We start from the raw sequence: 23,845 nt of genomic DNA, 5'->3' as shown, positions 1-23,845 counted from the left end.
CCTCCTTTAGATATTTAGATAATATTCTAAATATCTAATATCATATTAAAATAGAGCTATAATACATGTCAACGGAACAATACATCATTTTAGAAAAAAAGATTTAAATCAGGCTGATTGTGTTTGTAAAAGGTAGAGAAGTTGGCTATAATCAAATTACACAAAAATAAGAATCTTAATTTAGAACAAAAATGAAGGAGGGAATATATATGAAACACGTATTTCGTAAAGGAAATCATCCGCAAGCCCCGGTTATTTTGCTGCTACATGGTACCGGCGGGAACGAACAGGATCTGATTCCATTGGCTGACATGATAGCACCGGGAGCGTCTGTGTTAGGCGTAAGAGGAAATGTGCTGGAAAATGGGATGCCACGTTTCTTTCGCCGTTTGGCAGAAGGCGTGTTCGATATTGAGGATCTTGTATTCCGTACCAAGGAGCTGAGCGAATTCGTGGATTCAGCTGCGGAGCAATACGATTTTGACCGTAACAACGTTGTGGCTCTTGGCTATTCCAATGGAGCAAACATAGCGGCCAGTATGCTCTTTCACGATGCAAAAGCGCTGCGTGGAGCTATTCTGCATCATGCGATGGTGCCGCTGCGTGGGCTGAATTTGCCTGATTTAAACGGTATCCCTGTATTTCTGTCTTCCGGTGAAAATGACCCGATCGTTCCGGTCACGGAATCCCGTGAGCTGCAAGCTTTACTGGAAGGTGCTGGTGCGCAGGTGAATGCGTATTGGGAACGCAATGGTCATCAATTGACCCGTACTGAGGCCGAAGCCGCAGGACGTTGGTTTGGGGAGCATTTTAACCCGAGTGGAGAGCAGGTATAAGCACTAAATTTAAAAATGTGAGGAATAGGGCGAGTGACCTGGCTAAGGTTTCTCTACAGAGAGCCGATTGCTTTCAAGCAGTCGGCTTTTTCACTCGCACATAGAAGGTCGGATCTATTGACCCGGATGCTTTTGCCCGCCATGTCTCCTATTGGGCTTACACTTACCCCAGTAATATTCCTCCCGCTGCGCCCGCAAGAACAACCACCCAAGGCGGAAGCTTCCAAAAGACCAGCATCATAAACAAAATGATCGCCAGGGTAAAATCCATCGGTTTCAAGATGGCGGTAGTCCAAAGTGGATCATACAGCGCAGCCATCAAAATACCAACCACGGCTGCATTAATCCCCACTAAAGCTCCTTGGATTTTCGGGTTGTTTCTTAATCCATTCCAAAACGGGAGTGCACCGACAACAAGAAGAAATGCCGGTAAGAAAATGGCGAGAGTGGCAACCACTGCTCCTGGTACTCCCCCGGCGATAGCTCCAAGGTAACCTGCAAAGGTGAATAACGGCCCTGGAACGGCTTGCGTAGCTCCGTAACCAGCCAAGAAATTCTCTCGGCTAACCCATCCAGTTGGAACAACTTCCCTCTCCAAAAGCGGCAATACCACGTGTCCCCCACCAAATACCAAAGAGCCTGAACGAAAAAAGCTATCGAACAGCGTTAACCATCCCACTTCCTCTGAGGATCTAAGAAGCGGAAGTGCCACAAGCATTGCAACAAATACAATCAAGGAGCAGACCGCAAAAGTTCGGCTAATCGCAATTTGAAGATTGGACGTAATCTCCGCCTCTTGCTTTCGAAAAAGCCATAACCCGATAACACCAGCAGCAACAATGATTAGAATTTGACTGTAAGCTGTATGCCAGGACAACGTAATCACGGCGGAAATCACGGCAATTGTCGCCCTATCCCGATCAGGCGTCAGCTTCTGTCCCATCCCCAGAATAGCATGGGCCACAATCGCTACTGCTACGATCTTCAGTCCATGAATCCACCCCGCACTCGCTATATCGTATCCTTGAAGCAGGAAAGCAAACGCAACCAACAGAAGGAGCGACGGCAGTGTAAAACCAATCCAGGCTAACAATCCGCCAAGTAATCCTGCTCTTACAACTCCAATTCCAATGCCAACCTGACTGCTGGCCGGACCGGGGAGGAACTGGCAGAGCGCTACAAGATCGGCGTAACTTTGTTCATCCATCCACTTTCGACGGCGTATGTACTCATTATGAAAGTACCCTAGATGTGCAACCGGCCCTCCAAAGGAGGTTAGACCTAACTTTGTAGACACCCCCAGCACTTCAAGAAGAGTCGCTAATCGTCCCTTTGGAATATCTTCTAGCGGGTCTAGCTTACTCGTTTCCATATAACAGGTTGCTCCCTTTTCTTTTTTCCAACTTCAATATAACTGAATAATGTAATCTAAGTTACTCTATTTTATTAATTGCTACAAGAATGCATAAAATCATTCGATAGCGATCAAGCTACGGTTTAGCGCTCAGTGAGCGATTCCATAACCCAGGAGGAGATAAACGAATGGCAAAACCAGATAATCGGGCCGATAATGTTGAACATTTGCAACAAAGTATTCAGAACACACAGCAGAACCTGCATGAAGCTGAAGGATATCTAAACGAATTTTCCTCTGAAATCAGCAACGAGGAGCGTAAGCAGATCGAAGAAAAAAATAATCGTCGTAAAGAAAGTATTAGATCATTTCGGGAAGAAGTGAAGGACGAAGCAGCACATTCGCAAGAATAATTTAAAAAGCGCGACCCAATTCCGAGTTTCAATTGGAATTGGGTCGTTTTTTATGCAAAAATCATCATAGCCTCATACAATTCATTTTCCCCCTATAATGCAAGGGGGACGCTAATCTGCATTGAAAATAAATATTTTATAAATAATGTTGTTGTAAACTAATTTGTATTGATGTTAAATAATAAAAGAAAGCGCAATCATTTATGAATTAGGATTTCATCATGCGAAGGGGGAAGGATATGCTGCTGCAAAGAAAAAGCATGGCTTTGATGCTTATGGCGGTGGTTTTGATGGCTGGACTGCTGCAAGGCTGTTCTTTCAAGACCGATGAAAAGGATGGGCCGGGAACAGAACTTGTATTATGGACGTTCAATGAACTGCATGAGAAGTTTTTTCTGCAAATGGCTGACCAATGGAACCAACAGCACCCTGATGAACTGATTAATTTGAAAGCGAATACATTCCCCTATGACAACCACCATAGCAAGCTGTCGATTGCGCTGCAATCGGGGGTGGGAGCGCCGGATATCGCGGATATCGAGGTGAACAAGATCGGTAATTTCCTCAAAGGAATACCGCAGCTGGTCCCGCTCAATCCGGTGATTGACCCCGAGATCAATAACATTGTGCCTTCCAGAGTACAGATTTACGGCAAAGACGGTAAGTATTACGGCATTGACTTCCACGTTGGGGCCGAAGTGATGTATTACAATAAAGAGATTATGGATCAGGCGGGGGTAAACCCGGATTCCATCTTCACCTGGGCAGACTATGCTGCTGCAGGCAAGCAAGTGCTGGCGAAAACAGGCAAGCCGATGGCGACCTTAGAAACGAATGACCTGTGGAGCTATTGGCCGATGATCTCCCAGCAAAATTCAGATTTTCTGGATGACAAGGGCGAGTTGACGTTGGATAACGAAACCAATATTAAAACACTCGAGTTTCTTCAACAGATGATAAAAGACAAAATCGCTGTTCCCGCACCGGGCGGCGGGCATCACATGGAGGAATACTACGGATTTATGAACAAAGGTGGGGCCGCTTCGGTATGGATGCCGATGTGGTATATGGGACGTTTTACGGATTACATGCCTGACCTAAAAGGTAAAATTATCATCAGACCCATGCCAGCGTGGGAAAAAGGCGGTTTTCGCTCAGCGGGTATGGGCGGAACCGGAACAGTAGTCACGAACCAATCAGAGCACCAGGATCTGGCGATGCGCTTTCTAGCCTTTGCCAAGCTATCCAAGCAAGGGAATGTGGAGATCTGGAAGCAGCTTGGTTTTGATCCCATCCGCAGTGAAGTGTGGACCATGCCGGAAGCCAAAGCCAAGAATAAATTTACGGAGTATTTCGGAACGAATATTTTTGATACGCTCATCGAAGTCAAAGATGAAATCAATGCGGTGCATATCGGACCGAAAACACCTGATATTGCCAGTGCTGTGCGCAATAAAATACTTTATCGGACACTACAGAATGGCGAAGATCCAGCCACGGTGCTACATGAGCTGGCAGATGAACTGAGATAGACCCCAACAGGAAAGGGAGTGAGATTCATGGCAACGCCCGTTCATACGAACGCTAATGTACCGACAGGTCAGCCGCCACAACCTCAGCGTCCGACCAGAAGCCGATGGAGTCGCTTTATTCATTCCAGCCGTACGGCACCGTATGTGTTTGTCCTTCCATTTTTACTGTCCTTTGCGCTATTTTTTGCCTATCCAGTCATCTCGACGGTCATTATGAGCTTTCAGGAAGTCCTACCAGGGATAACAACTTATGTTGGACTGGAAAATTATAAGGACTTAATCAATCCTACGTTTGGAAAGGCGATATTGAATAGCGTACTGTATACGTTGCTTACACTAGTCGTGCTGATCCCTCTGCCGCTGGTATTGGCAGTATTGCTGAATTCGCCTAAAATGCCGGGCAGAGGGTTGTTTCGCTCCGTGATGTTTATACCTGCACTAACCTCGGTGGTGGTAGCAGGAACGATCTTTCGACTCATGTTCGGTGAATTGGATGGTTCGCTGATGAACTCCCTGTTGGGGGTATTCGGTCTGGAGCCTTACAAATGGCTAATGAATGCGAACACCGGCTTTTTAGCGTTGATTGTGCTGGCCTTGTGGAGATGGTTGGGCGTAAATATGTTGTACTACATGTCGGGACTCCAGAACATTCCTCCTGAGTTGTATGAGGCTGCGCAGATTGATGGAGCCAGTCGTTTCGATTCATTTTGGCGGATTACGATTCCTATGCTGAAACCAGTAACGATCTACGTATTTACGATTAGCATTTATGCGGGTTTGTCTATGTTTACGGAGAGCTACATGTTGTGGAACGGAAATAACTCTCCGAACGATATTGGTTTAACAATTGTTGGCTATCTCTATCGCCAAGGTCTAGAGCAGAACAGTATGGGCTTCGGAGCTGCGGTGGGCATTGTATTGCTCGTATTTACACTAGTGCTGAACCTAATCCAGCTCAAATTTTTCGGCATGTTCCGGAAGGAGGATTAAGCGATGGCTCAGAAACAAAAAGGCTCGTTATCCGCATTGCTCGTTGTCCTGTTCATTCTGTTTGCCGGGTTTGCCCTGTTTCCGCTATTTGCCGTGACGCTTGCCTCGTTCAAGCCATCGACGGAGCTGTTGCGCTACGGATTGAATCTTAAGCTGGAGTGGGACATCATGTCCCTGAAAAACTATGCGTTCATCTTTCAGGGGACGACGGATTATTTTCAATGGTACTGGAACAGTATTGTCATTACCGTCTTGTTTACGGTGTTATGTCTGATATTGTCCGCGATGGTAGGCTATGGTCTGGAGATGTACCGTTTTAGATTGAAAAATGTGATTTTCACACTGGTGCTGGTCGTGATGATGATCCCGGTAGAAATTATCATGCTGCCGCTCTACAAGCTAATGATCGGCATGAAGCTGATCAATACGGTATGGGGTGTAATTCTACCATTCGTCGTCGCGCCGATCCCGATCTTTTTCTTCCGTCAATATTTGAGTGGTGTTCCCAAGGATTTCATGGATGCTGCGCGGGTTGACGGCTGTTCAGAATATGGCATTTTCGTACGGATTATGATGCCTCTGATGGCGCCTGCATTTGCAGCAATGGCTATTTTGCAGGCGATGAACAGTTGGAATAACTTCCTCTGGCCGATGATTGTATTGCGTACCAACGACATGCTGACACTGCCAATTGGACTGTCCAGTCTGCTGACGCCATATGGCAACAATTATGATGTGCTGATCGCGGGTTCCGTTTTGGCTATTTTACCGATTCTCGTCGTGTTCCTGTTCTTCCAGCGTTACTTTATTGAAGGGATGACGGCAGGCGGAGTAAAAGGATAATCGGAAAGGTATTAAATAGAGCAATGGAGTACAAGAAATGTGCAACGTCAAAAAAGGCTGATCGGGCAGTGTCCCGGTCTGCCTTTTTTTAGATTCGATTGATTTTCATTCTCATTTTCATGACTATCATCTGCACAAGCTATGGGTAAACGTGGTATGATATTTGAAAGATTTCAAATACAGCACTTTGCATAATTTGATTCCTAACGCTCAAAAGTACAATATATAAACGAACTAAACCGTTTCGATTATATATTGCTGGTTTGAAATCGCTCTTGGGATTTATGCAAAATGCTCAATACAGAAATATTCAGGCGGAGCGTGGAGAACCTATGGAACCAACAGAAACCCAGAAAACTGACCCGGCCATGGCGTCAGCCGTTGGCATGGAGGATATTGTACGAGCGCATCATATGCTGCGTGAGGTGATTGTGCGAACACCTTTACAGAGGGATGCCGTCCTATCGGCCAAATATAACTGTAATGTGTATCTGAAAAGAGAGGATCTCCAAGTCGTGCGGTCCTTTAAAATTCGTGGAGCTTACAACATGATCCGCAGCTTGACCCCTGAGCAAATGGAAAAAGGCATCGTGTGTGCGAGTGCGGGGAATCATGCGCAAGGTGTGGCTTTTTCATGTAATGCACTTGGTATCCACGGTAAAATATTTATGCCGAGTACAACGCCTAATCAGAAGGTGAAGCAGGTTCGTCGCTTTGGCGGTAACAGTGTAGAGGTCATTCTGACCGGAGACACGTTTGACGATGCTTATGATGAGGCCATGAAGGTGTGCAGCGAGCAGGCAATGACCTTCATCCATCCGTTCGATCAGCCGAAAATTATTGCGGGCAATGGTACGATTGCGATGGAAGTGATGGAGAGCCTAGATACACCTATGGACTATGTGTTCGTAACGATTGGCGGCGGCGGTTTGGCGGCAGGCGTAGGTACGTATGTTAAAACCGTGAGTCCGTCCACCAAGGTAATTGGCGTGGAGCCCCTCGGCGCGGCGTCGATGACGGAAGCCATGCGTTTGCGCAAGGTCGTTACACTGGATCAAATAGACAAGTTTGTTGACGGAGCTGCGGTGAAGCGTGTGGGTCAGCTGACATACGATATTTGTAAACACACCTTGGACGATATTGTGAAGGTACCGGAAGGCAAAGCATGTACCGCGATTCTGGAACTGTATAATGAAAATGCGATTGTTGTGGAGCCTGCGGGTTCACTGCCTGTGGCAGCACTTGATCTGTATCGCGAGCAAATTCAAGGCAAAACGGTTGTCTGTATCGTCAGCGGTGGTAACAACGATATAGATCGTATGCAGGAGATTAAGGAACGGTCCCTAATTTACGAAGGACTGAAGCATTATTTTATGGTGAATTTCCCGCAAAGAGCCGGGGCACTGCGTGAGTTTCTACAGGATGTGCTTGGACCGGACGACGATATTACTAGGTTTGAATATACGAAAAAGAATGATAAGGAAAATGGACCAGCTCTGGTCGGCATTGAGCTGTTTCACAAGGAAGACTATCTTCCTTTAATTGAACGAATGAACCGCAAGGGGCTTAAATATACGGAACTGAACAAAAACGAAAATCTATTTAATATGTTAATTTGAAAAGGAGCCTACGGGCTCCTTTTTATGTATAATGCATAGTTTATAAATTTCTTTTTATTTGAAATAAAGCGTTTACAAAAGTGAATGTGATAGGTTAATATATGGGTAACTTCATAAGTATAAACACTAATGTAATAGGTGTGACACCTGAATTTCATTATAAGATACTCATTCGGAGGTGCGAAAGAATGTTGGAAGCATGGAAAAAATCAGTACAGAGTAAATTGACCCGAACGGCGTTTGCTGCCGTAACCTCGGCTGCTTTAATGCTATCAGTGATGCCATCTGCATCCGCAGAGCATTGGGCGTTAACTGGCGATGTGGCAGTGCATGATCCGTCCATTACGAAGGAAGGCAATGCATGGTATATTTTCTCCACAGGGCAGGGGATACAGGTTCAAAGATCGGACGACGGACGCAATTTTTACAGATTGCCGCAAATATTCCTGTCACCGCCATCATGGTGGAAAACGTATGTACCTAAGCAAAAGACTAACGATGTATGGGCACCGGATGCTCAAAAGTACAATGGACGGGTATGGCTGTACTATTCCATTTCTACTTTTGGTGCCCGGACCTCGGCTATCGGACTAGCTTCCGCAACGAGCATTGGCGCGGGGAGCTGGAGAGATGATGGACTAGTGCTGCGTACGACGGATGCTAACGATTATAATGCCATTGATCCCAATCTCGTCATTGACGCTTCCGGTAACCCATGGCTTTCCTTTGGTTCATGGAATTCAGGCTTAAAAGTGACTCGATTGGACAAGAATACGATGAAGCCTACGGGCCAGATCTATTCTATCGCCAAGCGTACGGCTGGTGGTTTGGAAGCGCCACATGTTACATACCGCGACGGCTATTATTATCTGTTTGCTTCCATTGATAACTGCTGCAAAGGCGTAGACAGTAATTATAAGATTATTTACGGTCGCTCTACTAGTATTACCGGACCGTATGTGGACAAGAGCGGCAAAAGCCTGATGGATGGCGGTGGAACGATACTGGATGCAGGGAATGACCGTTGGAAGGGACCGGGTGGACAATCTGTCTATAACAACAGTGTGATTGCACGTCATGCCTATGATGCCACTGATGGTGGAAATCCAAAGCTTCTGATTAGTGATTTGAAATGGGATTCGGCAGGCTGGCCTACGTACTAAAGAGAGGACCGTTTGGAGTCACTTGTGTAGTAAAATCATATAGATATATTCAAAAACTGTTCCTCCTAAGGGGAACAGTTTTTGGCTTGCAATGTCATAGAAACATGCTATTATGTATCAAGTTGATAATAATTATCATTATCGTTATGAGAGCCGTGGTGGTTTTCAGGTATGGAGGGAGTGACCTCACGAATGCAGTTTAAAGACAGCATGGACAAACATATAGCTCCGACAGAGGGCACAGTTCCTGAAGTAGCCTTTGCAGCCCGCCCGGTACTCCGAGCTGGTAGAATTCGGCAGGCGTTGTTGTTCACAGCTTCTGCTGTATTGTTGGCCTTGGCCATATTCGCCGCGATTTCTCTCGGAGCCAAGGACTTGACCGTAAGCACAGTGTGGTCGGCAGTATTTCATTATGATCGTTCGCTGATGACACATCAGATCATTCATGAGCTGAGATTACCGCGTGTGCTCGGTGCAGCTGTCATTGGAGCTGCGTTGGCGGTGGCAGGCTCTCTGATTCAGGGCATTACACGCAACCCGCTGGGAGATACAGGTGTGCTAGGCATTAACGCAGGAGCAATGTTTGTGGTCGCTGTGAGTTTTGCCTTTTTTCCCGATCTACCTTATGGGACGTTAATTGTATTGTCGTTCCTGGGGGCGCTGATGAGTACCTTACTGGTATTCGGTCTGGGAGCTTCCGCGCCGGGGGGATTGACACCGATGAGATTAACGGTGTCTGGAGCTGTGACGGCTGCCCTGTTAGGTTCCATGACTTCGGGGATTGCGATTTATTTTGATCTAAGTCAGGATTTAGCCTTCTGGTATGCGGGTGGTGTTGCCGGAATCAAATGGTCGCAGCTTGAGATTCTTGCACCAATTTTGCTTATTGTGATCGCTTGGTCTATGGGGCTGGCCCGCTCCATTTCGCTGATATCGATGGGCGATGAGGTGGCGTTAAACCTTGGGTTAAATCTCAGGCGTATCCGACTTTTGGGTCTGCTGACTGTAGTAGTACTGGCTGGACTCTCTGTATCGGCTGCCGGAGCCATCGGCTTTGTAGGTTTGGTTATCCCACATATCGCCCGCAAGCTAATCGGTGTGGATTATCGCCAGATTGTGCCGCTGTCTGCATTATTGGGAGCCGTGCTGCTGGTGCTGGCAGATTTGGGAGCGAGAATGGCAAATCCGCCGGAGGAGCTAGCTATTGGAATTATGGTGTCTTTTATTGGAGTACCCTTTTTCCTCTTTCTCGCCCGTAAGGAAAGGAGGGATTTATAGTGAGTCGCTCTTTAGGGATTGGGGACACCAGAACGAAAAAGGCTTGGCTCGTTTGTTTGGTATTGGCGGGGATCAGCTTTGCCGTCCTTGTTTTGGGTTTGAATACCGGAACGATTCGTATTCCACCGCTACGCGTGCTGGATACGTTGTTTGGCGGTGGCAGTGGACGTGATCATATTGTTCTGTTCGAGTATCGTCTGCCTCGTATTGCTGTAACGGTGCTGGCTGGAGCGGGACTAGGCGCAGCCGGGGCGGTCATGCAAGGCTTGTCACGGAACGCACTTGCTGATCCCGGAGTTCTGGGACTTCACGCAGGGGCTGCGTTGGGGCTGGTAATGTTCGTTAGCTTTTTTCGCGATCTGGACGGATCAGCCGCCGTTCTGATCCCCTTGTTTACCTTTGCAGGAGGTGTCATTGCGGCCGTGCTTATTGTTTTGTTGTCCTATAGCCGCAGCAGAGGAATCGTGCCCGTGCGTCTGATTTTGTCCGGCATCGGTGTAGCCTCGGGTCTTAGCGCCATAACGCTGTATTGGTCGTTGCGGCTAGATGAGGATACGTACGCATTTACTGCACGTTGGTTGGCTGGCAGCGTTTGGGGCCGGGACTGGATACATGCAGCGGCTTTGCTGCCTTGGATTGTCATTGTACTGCCCTACGTTCTGTCGCAGACGCGCAGTCTGAACAATCTGTCGTTGGGCGATGAGACCGCAGCTGGAATCGGCACAAATGTGAAGCGCCAGCGCCTATTACTGCTGGGCGCAGCCGTGGCTCTATCCAGTGCCAGTGTATCCATGGCCGGAGGCATCGGTTTTATTGGGCTGATTGCACCTCATCTGGCTCGCCGTCTGGTTGGGCCGATGTACCAGCATTTGCTGCCAGTAGCCTGTTTGGTCGGGGTCGTCATTCTGGTCACCGCAGACACGATTGGGCGTTCGGTGTTTCAGCCGAATGCGATTCCCGCAGGTGTGGTGGTTGCTGTGGTAGGAGCTCCGTATTTTTTATTCCTGCTGTCCCGAACAAAATGACAGAAGGAATAGGTACATATGAAATCATATGATGCAAATGATGCAACCCGCTGAAATTAATAACTAAGTAGAAGCCTTCTATATTTATCATTAAAATGTAGAGTTTCTGTAGCATAGGAGAGAGTAATCATGAGAAAGCACAAATTTGAGGGTTCAGGTTTTAAACGTTCATGGGTAGTCACAACTCTTGTTGTATGCATGATCATGTTGTCCGCTTGCGAACAAGCATCCGACAAGCAGGCTACCGATCCGAAAGCGGCTGGCAATGCGCAGACAACCATTAGTGCGGATTCGCGTATTGCTTCGATGTCTATTCATTTGACGAACAACCTGCTGGCATTGGGCATTACTCCGGCTGGTTCGGTCATTGGCGGAGATGTGAAGGATTTTCTGCCCCATGTAAAAGATCGTCTTCAAAATACCCGTAAGCTAGGTGTTGTCACAGACCCGGATATGGAAGCGGTACTGGAGCTTCAACCTGATCATATTTTCTTGGACAAAAAATATTCGGGAACCGATGTGGCCAAGTTTGAAAAAATTGCGCCGACCGAAGTTTTTGATCTGGATGAAGGCACATGGAAGGATCAATTGAAAAAAATAGCTGCTATGGTCAAACATGAAGCACAGGCAGACGCATTTCTAAAAGATTATGATACACAGAAGGAACGAGTCAAAAAGCTGATTCATTCAAAAATTGGGGACGGAACGGTTATGGCTGTACGTGTGACGGCGAAAGAGGTTCGTGTTATGGGGATGAAGCGTCCCGTAGGACCGCTGTTGTATCAGGACTTGGGCTTGAAGCCAGCCAAAGGTGTAGAAAAGATCAACAAGGCTTATCAGGTTGTTTCCCAAGAGGTTTTACCGGATTATGATGCTGATGCGATCCTTGTTATCATTAGTAAAGGCGCGGATGCCCAAAAGGTATACAAGCAGCTGGAAGGAAATACAGTATGGCAAGGTCTCAAGGCGGTGAAGCAAGGGCATGTCTACATCTTGGACGGACAACCTTGGCTGGACTATTCCGCGATGGGACATAAAATTGCTCTGGATAATGCAGAACAATTATTTTCCAAATAAGTTCTAAAGTATATCAAGCCGTATTCCCCCATGCAGCTTCTTGCAGGCCAGGAATACGGCTTTTTGGCGTGTAAGTCGGTTGCCTGATCGAAATGAAAAGGAGCTGCTGCAATCCAAAATGAGGCAGCTCCATATAATGAGAATTGTGGGCTATGAACGTTTTTTACGCAGAAAAATTGGTTTGAGTCCAATAAATCCAATGGCGGCGAGAATTAAATTCGCCCAAGGTGAGATTCTGAATACTGGCAGTACACTGCGCAGCGACAGTCCGGCGACAAGAATCACGACAACTAACACAACATACATCAAGATGGATTTAAGATTCATCTGGGGCTTTGCAGGGGCATGGTCTGGCTGTTGTGTCTCCTCGCCTTCTTCGGGACGGTCCATAAAATTCATCAGAGCTTCAACGAGTAGAATGGCTCCTGCAGCGATGATGATAAGGGTGGATAGGCTGATTTTTTCAAAGGGTTTGATATCCCCACCTGTAAAGGTGACAAACCATCCGATAATTGCCTGTGTCAAGAAAAACATAGATAAGGCAATCCATGCAATAAGCGTATAATTTTTTGCTTTATTCATTTCTTCCTCCTGCTTTATGAGCGTATCCCGGGCTGATGGAACCGCCATTTCGTAACAAAGACAGTATACGTGAGGAAGCGTCGGATGGCAAAAGACTTTATCTATAAAATGTATATTACCGCTGCATTCTCCTCAAACTGGATACAGGGTGAGCACATAGAGCAACCTGAATATAAACGTTAAGAGGGTGTGGCATCATGAAACTGGAGAACCAGGCAGATTATTCAGTCCAAAAACGACTGGCAAACGCTTCGAACGGGAATAGCGGGGTGGCCTCGTTTACAAATGTGAGTCACCGGAGCGTTCAAGGATCATCTCCAACGTACCGTATACTGGACGATATCGAAGTGGCTGAGGATACAGAATTTGCGGGTGAACTAGGTGCACAGAACTACCGCAGCCTGTGGCATGAGGATGAACATAACGGCGCCTCTTGTAAGCTGGAGTGGGAGGGACGAACGGAGACCCACCAAATGTTTAGGAACAGCTACGAATAATGAATGTCTACTTTAATGTAGTGGATTCACTCTAATAAATGTAGTATAGCGTTCTCCGGAATCGCATCGGGGAGCGCTATTTGTTTACTTTTTTAACGATGTGAACTGACAGGTTGACAAGGAAGCAGGGCGATGATAGACTGACTTTATTATAAAATCTTATTAAACTTATCGGAATTAAAGTGAATGAATATCCTGGATGGATATTCCACGTTACTATATGAGTTTGAATTCATAAATGTGTAGTGAAGCTTGAAACAGGGGGAATCAGGATGGAACGGCAAATTGGAATTCGCTTTGAACATGAAGAACTGGCAGCAACAATTCATTATCCAAACCGTATAAATGAGGGAGATCGTCAGAAAAGGGTTCCTCTCGTTGTTATATGTCACGGTTTTGTAGGCAATCGTATCGGAGTAGATCGATTATTCGTCAAGACTGCGCGTGAACTGGCCGAAGGGGGATACTTTGTCCTGCGCTTTGATTTTGCCGGTTGTGGGGAAAGCACAGGTGAATACGGCAAGCAGGGGCTTGAGTCCATGATTAATCAGACACGTACCGTGTTGGATTACGCCGTCAATTGCGCGGACATTGACCCGACCAAGGTGACGCTGATCGGTCACAGTCTGGGGGGCGCAGTTGCCCTTCTCACAGCCGTACGGGACAAGAGAGTACAAAATCTGGTTCTTTGGTCCGCAGTGGGCTATCCGTTCAACGACATTGTCAAAATTACGGAGCGAAGCGTGTACGATGAGTCTGTTAAAAACGGTCATGCCGATTATTTGGGCTATAAGTTTACGCCTGCTTATTTTGAGTCGTTAGCTCAATTTCAGCCGTTCCAGGAGGCCGTTAAATTTAACGGAGATGTGCTCGTTGTTCATGGCACCTCGGATGATATTATTCCTGTGGATTATGCATTTCTGTTTCAAAAGATATTCTGGATGCGTCCAGAGGGACGCTGTGATAAAGAGATTATTTTCCAGGGAGATCACACTTTCTCGTCAGGTAAAGAGCGGCAACGGCTGATTGATCGAACACTTGAATGGCTGGATGAACAGGAAAATATTCAACGGGATTGGCAGCACTGGATGATCTGATTTCAGTGTGTAACGGATTGTATTGGAAATTGCGCCTCCGCCGGAGTAAAATGGAAGAGTAACACTATACTGGCGTGTGGAGGTTGGCAGCGATGACATTACCCTCAATTTTTGTTGCGCATGGTTCACCGACACTGGCTGTAGAAAATAACGCATATACCAGCTTTCTTGCAAAGCTGGGCGCGAGCCTGCCCCGACCCAAAGGAATTGTCATTTTTTCCGCGCATTGGGATAGCCCCGATCAATGTATTGGCGCGGATGATCAGCATGCAGCGTTGCACGATTTCTATGGCTTTCCCGAAGAAATGTACTCAATCGATTACCCTGCACCAGGCGATCCAAAGCTGTATGAGGAGATAGAGCATCTGTTCAGTCAGCATAACCTGTTCCACCAGCCGGTTCGGAACCGGGGACTGGATCATGGAGCATGGGTGGTTTTGCGGCATATATACCCTGATGCGGACATACCGGTCGTACCCTTATCCATTGATTCTCGGCGCGCTCCCCAGGAGCAATACGAGATTGGACGGATGCTGGCGCCGTTGCGAGAACAAGGGATTTTGATTATCGGTAGCGGCGGATTGGTCCACAACTTGCGGACACTCAAGCAGACGAGTGAGCCAGCCGATTGGGCCGTTCAATATGATGACTGGATTGCACAGCAGCTTCAAGACTGGAATTTGCGTCACCTATTCCAATATGACAAGAAGGCTCCATATGCCAAACAGGCGGTACCTTCTTATGGAATAGAGCATTTTTCACCTTTGTTTTATGCGATGGGGGCTGCGGATCATGAGCGCTCCGCGCGTAAGCTTTTTCAATCGTATGTCCTTGGCTCGTTAAGTCTCAATTGTTGGGCTTTTGGTTAAGAAAGTGATACGTAAATGTAAAAAAAGAACTTCCGAATCCACATGGTGTGTGGGAATGGAAGTTCTTTTGTGTATTTTGCGTCTTCGATTAATTAGAAGGCACGTTCTTTTTTAGCCAGTTTAAGCTATTCTTCGACTAGGGTCCGCTGGTAAGGTATCTTTATTTTTACGAAACAGTCCACGCAGGAAGGGCAGTACCCAACGGTCAAAGCCAATTCTTCCGGCATTTGCACCAGCAACTACAAGGAAGATTTCAAACAACAGGTAGATTGCATTGGTGCTTACTGTACCCGAGAACAGGAACGAGAAGTTCATAACCATAGCCATCAAAGCAGCCAGTGTAGTCAATGTACCGAGAAGCAGGCCAACCCCTACCAAGAACTCACCCAATGGGATCAGGACGTTGAACAAACCTACATTAGGCAGGGCAAAGGCTTCCAGGAACGATCCCCACCAGCCTTGTACAGCGGGATGTTCTCCACCTGTTTTAGCAATGGCCCCCGAGATAAATCCGCCTGCATCGAATCCACCTGTCAGCTTTTCAAGTCCGTGGGTCATCCATTCATACCCTAGATAAACCCGTACTACAGTCAGCAACCACATTGCCACTTTGTTTTCACGTAACCAGCTGTTAAACATTCAAACCACTCCTCTTTCTTAATCTATAATGTTGGTTGTATTTCATTTTGTTGGGGATGATCATCTTTGCTACACCTTTATTGTAGTAGGTTCAGTTACAGTTATTTGTGATAAAAATCACAAAGTCCGAATATTTTTTTAAATTTTAATGTCTTTAGATAAGTATTCTATAGAGTGGTTACGCTTCAATCAAGACAAAAACAGGAAATAAAGCTTATAATGAGAAAAATAACTAAGTGGAGGGATGAACTTGTCCGGGCCCATTTCCCAACGAAATCATTGGTTGCGTGTGATGGCCTCAGCTCTGTTATGCATGACGCTGATGTCTTGTACTGCTATGTCCAATACGGGTGAATCTGATTCCGTTCCCCAACCGACCAAGCAAGTAACAGAGAAGGAGGCACTTGAACCGCCGAAGGAGCAGTCTATTCCGGCATTTACAGCTCCGCTTACCGGTCTTCCGGTGGAGCAGCCTGTTTTGGAGCGGCCGCTCGCTGTCATGATTAACAATGCTCCGGCTGCACGTCCACAGGCAGGACTTAGCCAGGCAGACATGGTATATGAAGTTCTTGCAGAAGGCGGGATTACCCGTCTAGTCGCTTTTTTTCAAAGTCATGGCGGAGATGTAAAGATTGGACCGGTCCGTAGCATTCGGCCGTATTTGATTGAGCTGGGCGAAACCTATGGTGCGTTGCCGATACACGCAGGGGGAAGCACTGATGCCTATGCGATTTTACAGCAGCAGCGGAAGGAACATCTGGATGAGATTTCAAATGGAGGGGCTTACTTCTGGCGAAGCAAAGATCGTCGTCCTCCACATAATTTATACACAGACGTGAACAGACTGCGCAAAGGAAGCGATAGTAAAGGGTATGCCAAGCATACGGACGTTCCAGTATATTCTTACCTTAAATCCGGTGAAACCCCAGTTATGGTAGATGAGAGCGCAGCATCTTTACAAATCCGGTTTTTGCTTAAAAGCTATCGGGTATCTTATACCTATGATCCAGCGGATCAACAATATAAGCGTTTTGTGAACGAAAAGTCACATGTGGATCAAAATAATAACCAACAGCTCTCAGCAGCCAATGTCATTGTGATGAGCACTAGGCATCGAACGTTGGATGATGTAGGCAGATTAAGTGTTGAGCTGGACGACAGCGGAGAGGCCATGGTGTTTCAACAAGGACAGTTAATACAGGCTGAGTGGCAACATACACCAGGCGATGCGATTCGTTTTATGAAAAATGGGGTTGAAATCCCGTTAACGCCAGGTACATCCTATATACATGTAGTACCTGCAGATACACCACTAAAGGAACATGTAACCATAGAAGAAAATTAGAAAACGAAATACACCTTTTTAGGAAAAAATTGTCGGATAATGACCTTCTATGTCGGGCATTGTATACGTATATCATGAAATTTGCTTTTACAAACATTACAAAAACATTGATGAGTGTGATAAGATAGCAAAGGTTGTCTATTGCAGTCGAAACAGGTTGCGGATATTTTCGTAAAGGGGTAATCGTTATGAGATTGAAGAAAAAGGATATATTCTTCGAGACGTTGGAAAATATGGCAGATACGATCGTGCAAGCAGCCGATTATTTTGCCCAACATACTTCAAATCTTCAAGATGTGACTTTGTTTACAAATGAAATGAAGAAGTATGAAAATAAGTGTGATGATTACACACACACGATTATTACTGAGCTGAACAAGACCTTCATTACGCCGTTGGAACGCGACGACATCATGGAACTGACAACAACCATGGATGATGTGCTGGACGGTCTTGAAGCGACGGCTTCCCGTTTTTATATGTACAACATTACGGAGCCGGACGAGTATATTGTGCAGTTCGCTGATATTTTGCGTCAATCAGCTTACGAAATTCAGAAAGCTGTGCATTTGCTTTCACAGAAAAAATTGCTGGCCATTCGTGAATACACTATTCGCCTGAATGATTTGGAAAATCAGGGGGATGAATTATTGCGTATTTGCATCAAAAACCTGTTTGCAACTGTAACTGACCCTATTGAACTGATTAAACGCAAAGAATTGTACGAACGCCTTGAAACGACAACGGATTCATGCGAGGATGTTGCAAATATGCTGGAATCCATCATTATGCGTAACTCGTAAGGGAGTCCTTTTACATGGATACAAGTTTACTGGTATTGGGTATTGTTATTTTTCTTGCTCTGGCGTTTGATTTTATTAATGGTTTTCATGATACGGCGAACGCGATTGCAACTTCGGTATCGACCCGTGCATTGACCCCGCGACGTGCGATTATTATGGCTGCGGTCATGAATTTTCTCGGGGCAATATTGTTTACAGGCGTTGCGAAGACGATTGGTGGAAGTGTCGCTGATCCAACCAAGCTTACGAATGGAATTGATATCGTCATTGCGACGCTGATCGCTGCGATTATCTGGAACCTCTTAACCTGGTGGTTCGGTATTCCTTCATCCTCTTCTCATGCACTAATTGGTGCATTGGCTGGAGCGGTGTATGTAGGTGCGGGATCGGATAAATTAAACTGGAGCGGCTTCATCGGGATTGTCGAAGGACTTATTTTCTCCCCGTTAATTGCTTTTGTTGTCGGTTACATCGTGATGATGATTTTAAAATACATCTTCGCTCGTCGTAGTCCGCATACGGTGAACAAAGGGTTTCGTACAATGCAGGTCATTACGGCAGCGATTCAGTCGTTCACGCATGGTACGAATGATGCTCAAAAGGCGATGGGGATTATTACATTCGCACTCGTTTCGGCGGGGTATCAGGACCATTTGGAAGTACCCATGTGGGTAAAAATTTCAGCCGCAACAGCCATGGCGCTGGGTACATCTATCGGGGGCTGGAAAATCATCAAGACGATGGGAACCAAGATTTTTAAAATCGAGCCAATTAACGGATTCGCAGCCGACATTTCGGGAGCCTCTGTTATTTTCACAGCTACATTGCTTCATTTGCCCGTAAGTACCACTCATGCCATTACTTCGGCTATTTTGGGTGTGGGTTCTGCGAAGCGTTTTTCCGCTGTGCGTTGGTCGCTGGCCGGTCGAATTATTATTACTTGGGTTATAACGATACCGATTGCTGCGCTGTTATCTGGATTGATTTTCAAAATTCTTTTCTAGTTCATTATTATTTCTTGAAAAATAGGTACACACTATAGAATACACAATAAGCTTCCGTCCGCTTTTTGCGGCAGGGGCTTATTGGCATTCTGGGGCAAAACGGCTTCTTCAAAGTTCACACCTCCAGATAGTTCCATGAAACATTTTTCAAAAATAGCTGACATCAAAGTAGTCAATTTTTAATAACTCCTGTAAAATAAACAGAAAACTTTGAACCGTTCAACTGACTGGAGGAAATTATGCAAAAATCTAGAAAACTAATAGCACTCATGATTTGTTTGTTTTTTGTGGTTGCCCTGTCCGGTAATTTCGGTGTAGTGGCACATGCAGAAAATAAAACAAAGTATGATATCGGCACGGATACAACGTTCGCGCCTTTTGAGTTTGAAGATGTCAATGGTAAATTTGTCGGAATCGACATGGATTTGCTGGCAGCTATTGCCAAGGATCAGAATTTTGAATATACCATTAAGCCTCTTGGCTTTAACGCGGCAGTGCAGGCCCTTGAAACGAATCAAGTGGATGGTGTCATTGCCGGGATGAGTATTACCGATGAACGTAAGCGGAAATTTGATTTTTCCGAGCCTTATTTTGATTCAGGCGTCGTCATGGCGGTCCGCAAGGATAATGATACGGTTAAACGCTATGAGGACTTGAAAGGACAGCGTGTCGCTGTCAAAACAGGAACGGAAGGTTACACATTCGCAGAATCGATTAAGGCCAAATACGGCTTTACTACAGTACCGTTCGATGATTCTTCTCAAATGTATGATGAAGTTAAAACAGGTAATTCGGTTGCCTGCTTTGATGACTATCCGGTACTGGCATACGGTGTAAACCAAAATAACGGCCTTAAGCTGGTAACAGATAAGGAAAAAGGTGCTTCTTACGGGTTTGCTGTTAACCAAGGCAAGAACCAGGAGTTGCTGGAGAAATTTAATGCAGGGCTTGTTAATCTGCGCAATAGCGGGGAATACGATAAAATTTTGGCTAAATACCTTGGCGAATCGGGCAAAGGTGTGGCGCCTGTAGAGACCAGCCGCTGGGGACTGATTTCCGCTTCGCTGCCTTCGCTGATTAAGGGCATGGGAAATACGTTGCTGTACACACTTGTATCTTTACTCGTAGCCTTTATCCTAGGATTGGTGTTTGGCTTTATGAAAGTAAGCCATAACAAGGTGTTCCGTGGTATTGCAACTGTATTCGTCGATATATTCCGCGGTATTCCGCTGATCGTGCTTGCTTTCTTTATTTACTTTGGTATTCCACAGGCACTGGATTTCAAAATGCCGCTTTTTGTTGCGGCTGTACTGACGTTATCCCTGAATGCGGGTGCGTATGTAACTGAGATTATCCGTGGTGGTATTCAGTCCATTGATCCGGGACAAATGGAAGCAGCTCGTTCGCTTGGTCTACCCTATCGGACGGCTATGCTTAAAATCATTTTGCCACAAGCTGTGAAAATCATGATCCCGTCGTTTATCAATCAGTTGGTTATTACGTTGAAGGATACGTCCATTTTGTCTGTTATCGGTCTGGTCGAGTTGACCCAATCGGGTAAGATCATTATTGCGCGGACATTCCAATCCTTTGATATTTGGCTGGTAGTAGCGGTGATGTATCTTATCGTCATTACAGTCCTGACCAAAATTTCCAACCGTCTTGAAGGGAGAGTTCGCCGTGGGTAAAATTATCGTTAAAAACCTGAAAAAAAGCTATGGTAGTAATCAAGTGCTAAAGGGCATCGACATGCAAGTACGTGAAGGCGAGGTTGTATGTGTCATTGGCCCCTCTGGTTCGGGGAAAAGTACTTTTTTGCGTTGTATGAACATGCTTGAAGAAATTACCGCAGGTGAGGTCATTGTCGATGACTACAACTTGAGTGACAAAAACGTGGACATTAACAAAGTCCGTGAAAATATAGGTATGGTATTTCAACACTTCAATTTGTTTCCGCATATGACCGTGCTCAAGAACATTATGTTCGCGCCGACTGAACTGGGTAAACAGTCCAAGGCAGAGGCCCGGGAAACGGCTATGAAGCTGCTGGATCGTGTAGGTTTGGCCGATAAGGCAGATGCACTGCCAGGACAGCTTTCCGGCGGTCAGAAGCAGCGTGTAGCGATTGCACGTGCGCTGGCAATGAATCCAGACATTATGCTGTTCGACGAGCCTACCTCGGCGCTCGATCCTGAAATGGTAGGCGAAGTGCTTGGCGTAATGAAAGATCTGGCGCGTGAAGGCATGACCATGATGATCGTAACACATGAGATGGGTTTTGCACGCGAAGTAAGCGACCGTGTTGTGTTTATGGACGGTGGTTACATCGTAGAAGAAGGAACGCCACAAGAGGTATTTGGTAATCCAAAAAACGAGCGGACCATTAGTTTCTTAGAAAAAGTATTGTAAGAGGATTAAAAGTGAGGCAGGGTTTGTGTTTGTAGGCGGGGATCTCGTTGTAAGACGCTCCGCGATCCATTTGATCTTTCGATCGCTGTTGCCCCTGAATTTTTGGATTATATAAGACCTTATTAGGTGAAAATTCAGAGGCAAAGGCGAACGCTGCCGCTTCTACAGATTCAAATGGACCGCTACGCTACTGCTCGCTGAGTAGCCCCTTTTCGTGCAAAGAGCCGGCCTCACTTTTGAATGAGTGGGTGCAGGGGAAGAGGGCGCGAGTGATTTTTCATTTTTGATGTTTATTTTCATAAGTGGAGGGCTTGCTTTGAAGATAAGGACTGCTCATCATGAGGATATTCCGGCTTTGGCTTATCTGATGGAGGAGCTTGGTTATCCTACGACTGTAGAAGATATGAAGATGAGATATGATCGTATCGCTTCTGACCCTAACTACCATACTCTGGTGGCTGAAGATGAAGGGGAAGTCGTTGGGATGGTTGGACTACATGCTGATATCTTTTATGAAAGAAATGAAGATTACGCGCGTATCGTCGTTTTTGTGATGGATTCAAAACATCGTAATAAAGGCATCGGCAAGGCGTTAAATGAGGAAGCGGAAGCTTGGGCTAAAGAGAACGGGTTGGTTGCCATTGCTTTGAACAGTGGTAATCGAAGTGAGCGACAGGATGCTCATCATTTTTATCGCCGATTAGGATATGAAGCGACAAGCACAGGATTTGTAAAAAAGATTTAATTTATAATGAATTGATTATTTTATAAGGATATCTTGGGAGGTATGTTGGCCCGGAGATATCCTTTTCTTTATTAAAAGGAATACAGGACTTGAGATTTGTATAATGTTAATTGGCTTATATAAAATATAAATAACATAACAGACGCGAAGTGTAAGCGAGGGGGACGTACGGTGATACGTACATTGACTATAGGTCATGATCATCAGGTAACAGTGGGAAAACCATTGGATCAGATCGTCATGGAGGATTACATATGGATGTGGGTAGATTTTAGCGAGCCTACAGATCGAGAGACGGAGCTGCTGACGAGTTATTTTCATTTTCACCCATTGGCTGTGGAGGATTGTATGCATGTTCTGCAACGTCCCAAATTGGATTATTACGAGGATGTGCAGTTTCTGGTCGTGCATGCGCTTGATGTAGATACGTTAGCTGCGGAAGAAGTGGATATGTTTATTAGCAGTCGTTTTTTGGTTACATATCACCATCATGAGTTAGAGGAGCTGGATCAAGCCTGGGAGCGGATTGTCCAGCATGCGAATGAACGCAAAATATGGTCGCGAGGACCGCTGTCTGCAGCCTACACGGTGATGGACAAGCTGGTAGATAACTATTTTCCGAGTCTTTTTATGATTGAGGATGAATTGGCCGAGCTGGAGGGCTTGGGCGGTCGCGAATCCGTAGAGGAATTAATGAAGCAGGTGTTTGACCTGCGTGGCAGGCTGCTCAAGCTACGCCGTACCATCGTGCCCATGCGTGATCTGATGTACCGAGTTTTGAATTCGCAGCATGTGCAGGGCCAAGGAGATCATATGGCTTATTTTACCGATATATATGATCATTTATTGAAGCTGACAGACATGCTGGAGGCCGACCGCGAGATGACAGCCGACCTGAGGGACAGTTATATATCGCTCAATTCCAATCGCATGAATTCAATTATGAAGACGCTGACCGTAATTACGACCGTCTTTATGCCCTTGACGCTGATTGCAGGAATTTATGGTATGAATTTTTCGAATATGCCCGAGTTGGGCTGGAAATATGGATATTTTGGCGTACTGTTCTTCATGTTTTTGTTGAGTGTTGCAATGGTGGTCTGGTTTATGCGCCGAGGCTGGTTCAAATAGTATAATCTACTTTCTTTTGCGCTTGCGCGGACGTCTACGCGGGGTAGTGGTGCTCTTGCGCTGCGTCTTTTTCCGGCGTGGGCGTGGTGGTGTGTATTCATCCAATTCCTCGGTGATATCTGTGGCAGAATTTTTGCTCGCGGATTTGCCGAATGCTGGGAGCGAGCCCATAATCAGCTTCGCCATTGGAGCAAATTGCTGCACACTAGACATAACCTTTTGCACCTTGCCGACCGTAGCAACAATTCCATCAATGCCACCCATACGGTCAATGAAGCCTTTGATTTCGTTGAGATTACCGAGGTTGCCAAGACCCCCAAGCAGTCCTCCTTTGGCTGGAACCGGGTCTGGTGTGACCACGGCAGAATCCGTAATACTCGCTGGCGCCTCGTAAGGAACCAGCCCGGAAGAACCGGCTTGCGGAACCTCGTTGTATGGATCGAGTCCGGGATAAGGAGATGAACTATACGGATCGGAAAGGGAACGCTGTAGCGGCCTCCGATGATAGTAGTGTCCAGGCATGAGATCACATTCCTTTGCAGGTTGATACTCTACTGTATGTTACAAACGCACAGTGGGTTTAGGCGCGTGTCC

25 protein-coding genes are annotated in these 23,845 nt (G+C 46.1%); 20 read left to right on the top strand and 5 right to left on the bottom strand.

Annotated features, from left to right (window positions below; translation table 11 throughout):
- Nucleotides 1–209: 209 nt before the first annotated feature.
- Nucleotides 210–836, top strand: a complete 627-nt coding sequence (locus MHB46_RS10090) for an alpha/beta hydrolase (protein WP_341162246.1) — start codon at nucleotides 210–212, stop codon at nucleotides 834–836.
- Between the two features lie 163 nt (nucleotides 837–999).
- Here MHB46_RS10090 and MHB46_RS10085 read toward each other — a convergent pair whose 3' ends face one another.
- Nucleotides 1,000–2,208, bottom strand: a complete 1,209-nt coding sequence (locus tag MHB46_RS10085) for a chromate transporter (protein ID WP_341162245.1) — start codon at nucleotides 2,206–2,208, stop codon at nucleotides 1,000–1,002.
- A gap of 170 nt (nucleotides 2,209–2,378) precedes the next feature.
- On the opposite strand from MHB46_RS10085, the gene tlp reads away from it, so the two are divergent.
- The 9 genes from tlp to MHB46_RS10040 all read left to right on the top strand — a co-directional run bounded on the left by tlp (nucleotide 2,379) and on the right by MHB46_RS10040 (nucleotide 12,130).
- Nucleotides 2,379–2,603 (top strand): small acid-soluble spore protein Tlp, encoded by a 225-nt coding sequence (gene tlp / locus MHB46_RS10080; RefSeq protein ID WP_013308822.1) that lies wholly within the window; start codon nucleotides 2,379–2,381, stop codon nucleotides 2,601–2,603.
- A 239-nt stretch (nucleotides 2,604–2,842) separates the two neighbouring features.
- Nucleotides 2,843–4,135: an ABC transporter substrate-binding protein gene (locus tag MHB46_RS10075; RefSeq protein ID WP_341162244.1), complete on the top strand. Its 1,293-nt coding sequence runs from the start codon at nucleotides 2,843–2,845 to the stop codon at nucleotides 4,133–4,135.
- A 27-nt stretch (nucleotides 4,136–4,162) separates the two neighbouring features.
- Nucleotides 4,163–5,125 (top strand): carbohydrate ABC transporter permease, encoded by a 963-nt coding sequence (locus MHB46_RS10070; RefSeq protein ID WP_023987071.1) that lies wholly within the window; start codon nucleotides 4,163–4,165, stop codon nucleotides 5,123–5,125.
- 3 nt (nucleotides 5,126–5,128) lie between these two features.
- Entirely contained in the window at nucleotides 5,129–5,968 is an 840-nt protein-coding gene (locus MHB46_RS10065) for a carbohydrate ABC transporter permease (protein WP_029517136.1), read from the top strand.
- 332 nt (nucleotides 5,969–6,300) lie between these two features.
- Nucleotides 6,301–7,587: a threonine ammonia-lyase IlvA gene (gene ilvA / locus MHB46_RS10060; RefSeq protein WP_061830889.1), complete on the top strand. Its 1,287-nt coding sequence runs from the start codon at nucleotides 6,301–6,303 to the stop codon at nucleotides 7,585–7,587.
- A 188-nt stretch (nucleotides 7,588–7,775) separates the two neighbouring features.
- Nucleotides 7,776–8,750 carry a glycoside hydrolase family 43 protein gene (locus MHB46_RS10055; protein WP_165179486.1) on the top strand — a complete coding sequence of 325 codons (975 nt, stop codon included), beginning with the start codon at nucleotides 7,776–7,778 and terminating at the stop codon, nucleotides 8,748–8,750.
- Between the two features lie 210 nt (nucleotides 8,751–8,960).
- Complete coding sequence (locus MHB46_RS10050) at nucleotides 8,961–10,028, top strand: FecCD family ABC transporter permease (protein WP_445667610.1); 1,068 nt, start codon at nucleotides 8,961–8,963, stop codon at nucleotides 10,026–10,028.
- Nucleotides 10,028–11,053, top strand: a complete 1,026-nt coding sequence (locus MHB46_RS10045; protein ID WP_341162242.1) for a FecCD family ABC transporter permease — start codon at nucleotides 10,028–10,030, stop codon at nucleotides 11,051–11,053. Before MHB46_RS10050 ends, MHB46_RS10045 begins: the two co-directional genes overlap by 1 nt.
- 129 nt (nucleotides 11,054–11,182) lie before the next feature.
- Nucleotides 11,183–12,130, top strand: coding sequence for an ABC transporter substrate-binding protein (locus MHB46_RS10040; protein WP_341162241.1), 948 nt, complete (start codon nucleotides 11,183–11,185; stop codon nucleotides 12,128–12,130).
- A 150-nt stretch (nucleotides 12,131–12,280) separates the two neighbouring features.
- Here the strand turns inward: MHB46_RS10040 and MHB46_RS10035 are convergent, their stop codons facing one another.
- Complete coding sequence (locus tag MHB46_RS10035; protein WP_341162240.1) at nucleotides 12,281–12,712, bottom strand: hypothetical protein; 432 nt, start codon at nucleotides 12,710–12,712, stop codon at nucleotides 12,281–12,283.
- A gap of 197 nt (nucleotides 12,713–12,909) precedes the next feature.
- Between MHB46_RS10035 and MHB46_RS10030 the strand changes: the two genes are divergently transcribed.
- The 3 genes from MHB46_RS10030 to MHB46_RS10020 all read left to right on the top strand — a co-directional run bounded on the left by MHB46_RS10030 (nucleotide 12,910) and on the right by MHB46_RS10020 (nucleotide 15,175).
- A complete protein-coding gene (locus MHB46_RS10030) occupies nucleotides 12,910–13,209 on the top strand; it encodes a hypothetical protein (RefSeq protein WP_341162239.1) in 300 nt (99 codons plus the stop codon).
- Nucleotides 13,210–13,481: 272 nt separating this feature from the next.
- The gene (locus MHB46_RS10025) at nucleotides 13,482–14,306 is read left to right on the top strand and encodes an alpha/beta hydrolase (protein WP_341162238.1); all 825 of its coding nucleotides are present in this window, start codon (nucleotides 13,482–13,484) and stop codon (nucleotides 14,304–14,306) included.
- A 92-nt stretch (nucleotides 14,307–14,398) separates the two neighbouring features.
- Nucleotides 14,399–15,175 carry a dioxygenase family protein gene (locus tag MHB46_RS10020; protein ID WP_341162237.1) on the top strand — a complete coding sequence of 259 codons (777 nt, stop codon included), beginning with the start codon at nucleotides 14,399–14,401 and terminating at the stop codon, nucleotides 15,173–15,175.
- 120 nt (nucleotides 15,176–15,295) lie between these two features.
- Here MHB46_RS10020 and MHB46_RS10015 read toward each other — a convergent pair whose 3' ends face one another.
- Nucleotides 15,296–15,814 (bottom strand): DoxX family membrane protein, encoded by a 519-nt coding sequence (locus MHB46_RS10015; RefSeq protein WP_341162236.1) that lies wholly within the window; start codon nucleotides 15,812–15,814, stop codon nucleotides 15,296–15,298.
- Between the two features lie 250 nt (nucleotides 15,815–16,064).
- Here MHB46_RS10015 and MHB46_RS10010 point away from each other — a divergent pair, with 250 nt between their 5' ends.
- From MHB46_RS10010 to MHB46_RS10000, 3 genes are all read left to right on the top strand, one after another.
- On the top strand, nucleotides 16,065–17,159 hold the full coding sequence (locus tag MHB46_RS10010) for a DUF3048 domain-containing protein (RefSeq protein ID WP_341162235.1): 1,095 nt from the start codon (nucleotides 16,065–16,067) through the stop codon (nucleotides 17,157–17,159).
- Nucleotides 17,160–17,347: 188 nt separating this feature from the next.
- Complete coding sequence (locus MHB46_RS10005) at nucleotides 17,348–17,962, top strand: DUF47 domain-containing protein (RefSeq protein ID WP_007428879.1); 615 nt, start codon at nucleotides 17,348–17,350, stop codon at nucleotides 17,960–17,962.
- Between the two features lie 14 nt (nucleotides 17,963–17,976).
- Nucleotides 17,977–18,966, top strand: a complete 990-nt coding sequence (locus MHB46_RS10000) for an inorganic phosphate transporter (protein ID WP_341162234.1) — start codon at nucleotides 17,977–17,979, stop codon at nucleotides 18,964–18,966.
- 32 nt (nucleotides 18,967–18,998) lie between these two features.
- On the opposite strand, the gene MHB46_RS09995 is transcribed toward MHB46_RS10000, so the two are convergent.
- On the bottom strand, nucleotides 18,999–19,142 hold the full coding sequence (locus MHB46_RS09995; RefSeq protein WP_341162233.1) for a hypothetical protein: 144 nt from the start codon (nucleotides 19,140–19,142) through the stop codon (nucleotides 18,999–19,001).
- 63 nt (nucleotides 19,143–19,205) lie between these two features.
- Between MHB46_RS09995 and MHB46_RS09990 the strand changes: the two genes are divergently transcribed.
- From MHB46_RS09990 to corA, 4 genes are all read left to right on the top strand, one after another.
- Nucleotides 19,206–20,654, top strand: coding sequence for an amino acid ABC transporter substrate-binding protein/permease (locus MHB46_RS09990; RefSeq protein ID WP_341162232.1), 1,449 nt, complete (start codon nucleotides 19,206–19,208; stop codon nucleotides 20,652–20,654).
- Nucleotides 20,647–21,375, top strand: coding sequence for an amino acid ABC transporter ATP-binding protein (locus tag MHB46_RS09985; RefSeq protein WP_061830844.1), 729 nt, complete (start codon nucleotides 20,647–20,649; stop codon nucleotides 21,373–21,375). Before MHB46_RS09990 ends, MHB46_RS09985 begins: the two co-directional genes overlap by 8 nt.
- Nucleotides 21,376–21,691: 316 nt before the next feature.
- Complete coding sequence (locus MHB46_RS09980; protein ID WP_235307303.1) at nucleotides 21,692–22,120, top strand: GNAT family N-acetyltransferase; 429 nt, start codon at nucleotides 21,692–21,694, stop codon at nucleotides 22,118–22,120.
- 171 nt (nucleotides 22,121–22,291) lie between these two features.
- Nucleotides 22,292–23,251 (top strand): magnesium/cobalt transporter CorA, encoded by a 960-nt coding sequence (gene corA / locus MHB46_RS09975; RefSeq protein WP_250259358.1) that lies wholly within the window; start codon nucleotides 22,292–22,294, stop codon nucleotides 23,249–23,251.
- Between the two features lie 6 nt (nucleotides 23,252–23,257).
- Here the strand turns inward: corA and MHB46_RS09970 are convergent, their stop codons facing one another.
- Nucleotides 23,258–23,773: a hypothetical protein gene (locus MHB46_RS09970; protein ID WP_061830840.1), complete on the bottom strand. Its 516-nt coding sequence runs from the start codon at nucleotides 23,771–23,773 to the stop codon at nucleotides 23,258–23,260.
- Between the last annotated feature and the right edge of the window lie 72 nt (nucleotides 23,774–23,845).

It is taken from the genome of Paenibacillus sp. FSL H7-0703 (genome assembly GCF_038003485.1).
GTDB lineage: Bacteria > Bacillota > Bacilli > Paenibacillales > Paenibacillaceae > Paenibacillus > Paenibacillus polymyxa_B.
This window is presented reverse-complemented; position numbering and strand designations above follow the sequence as displayed.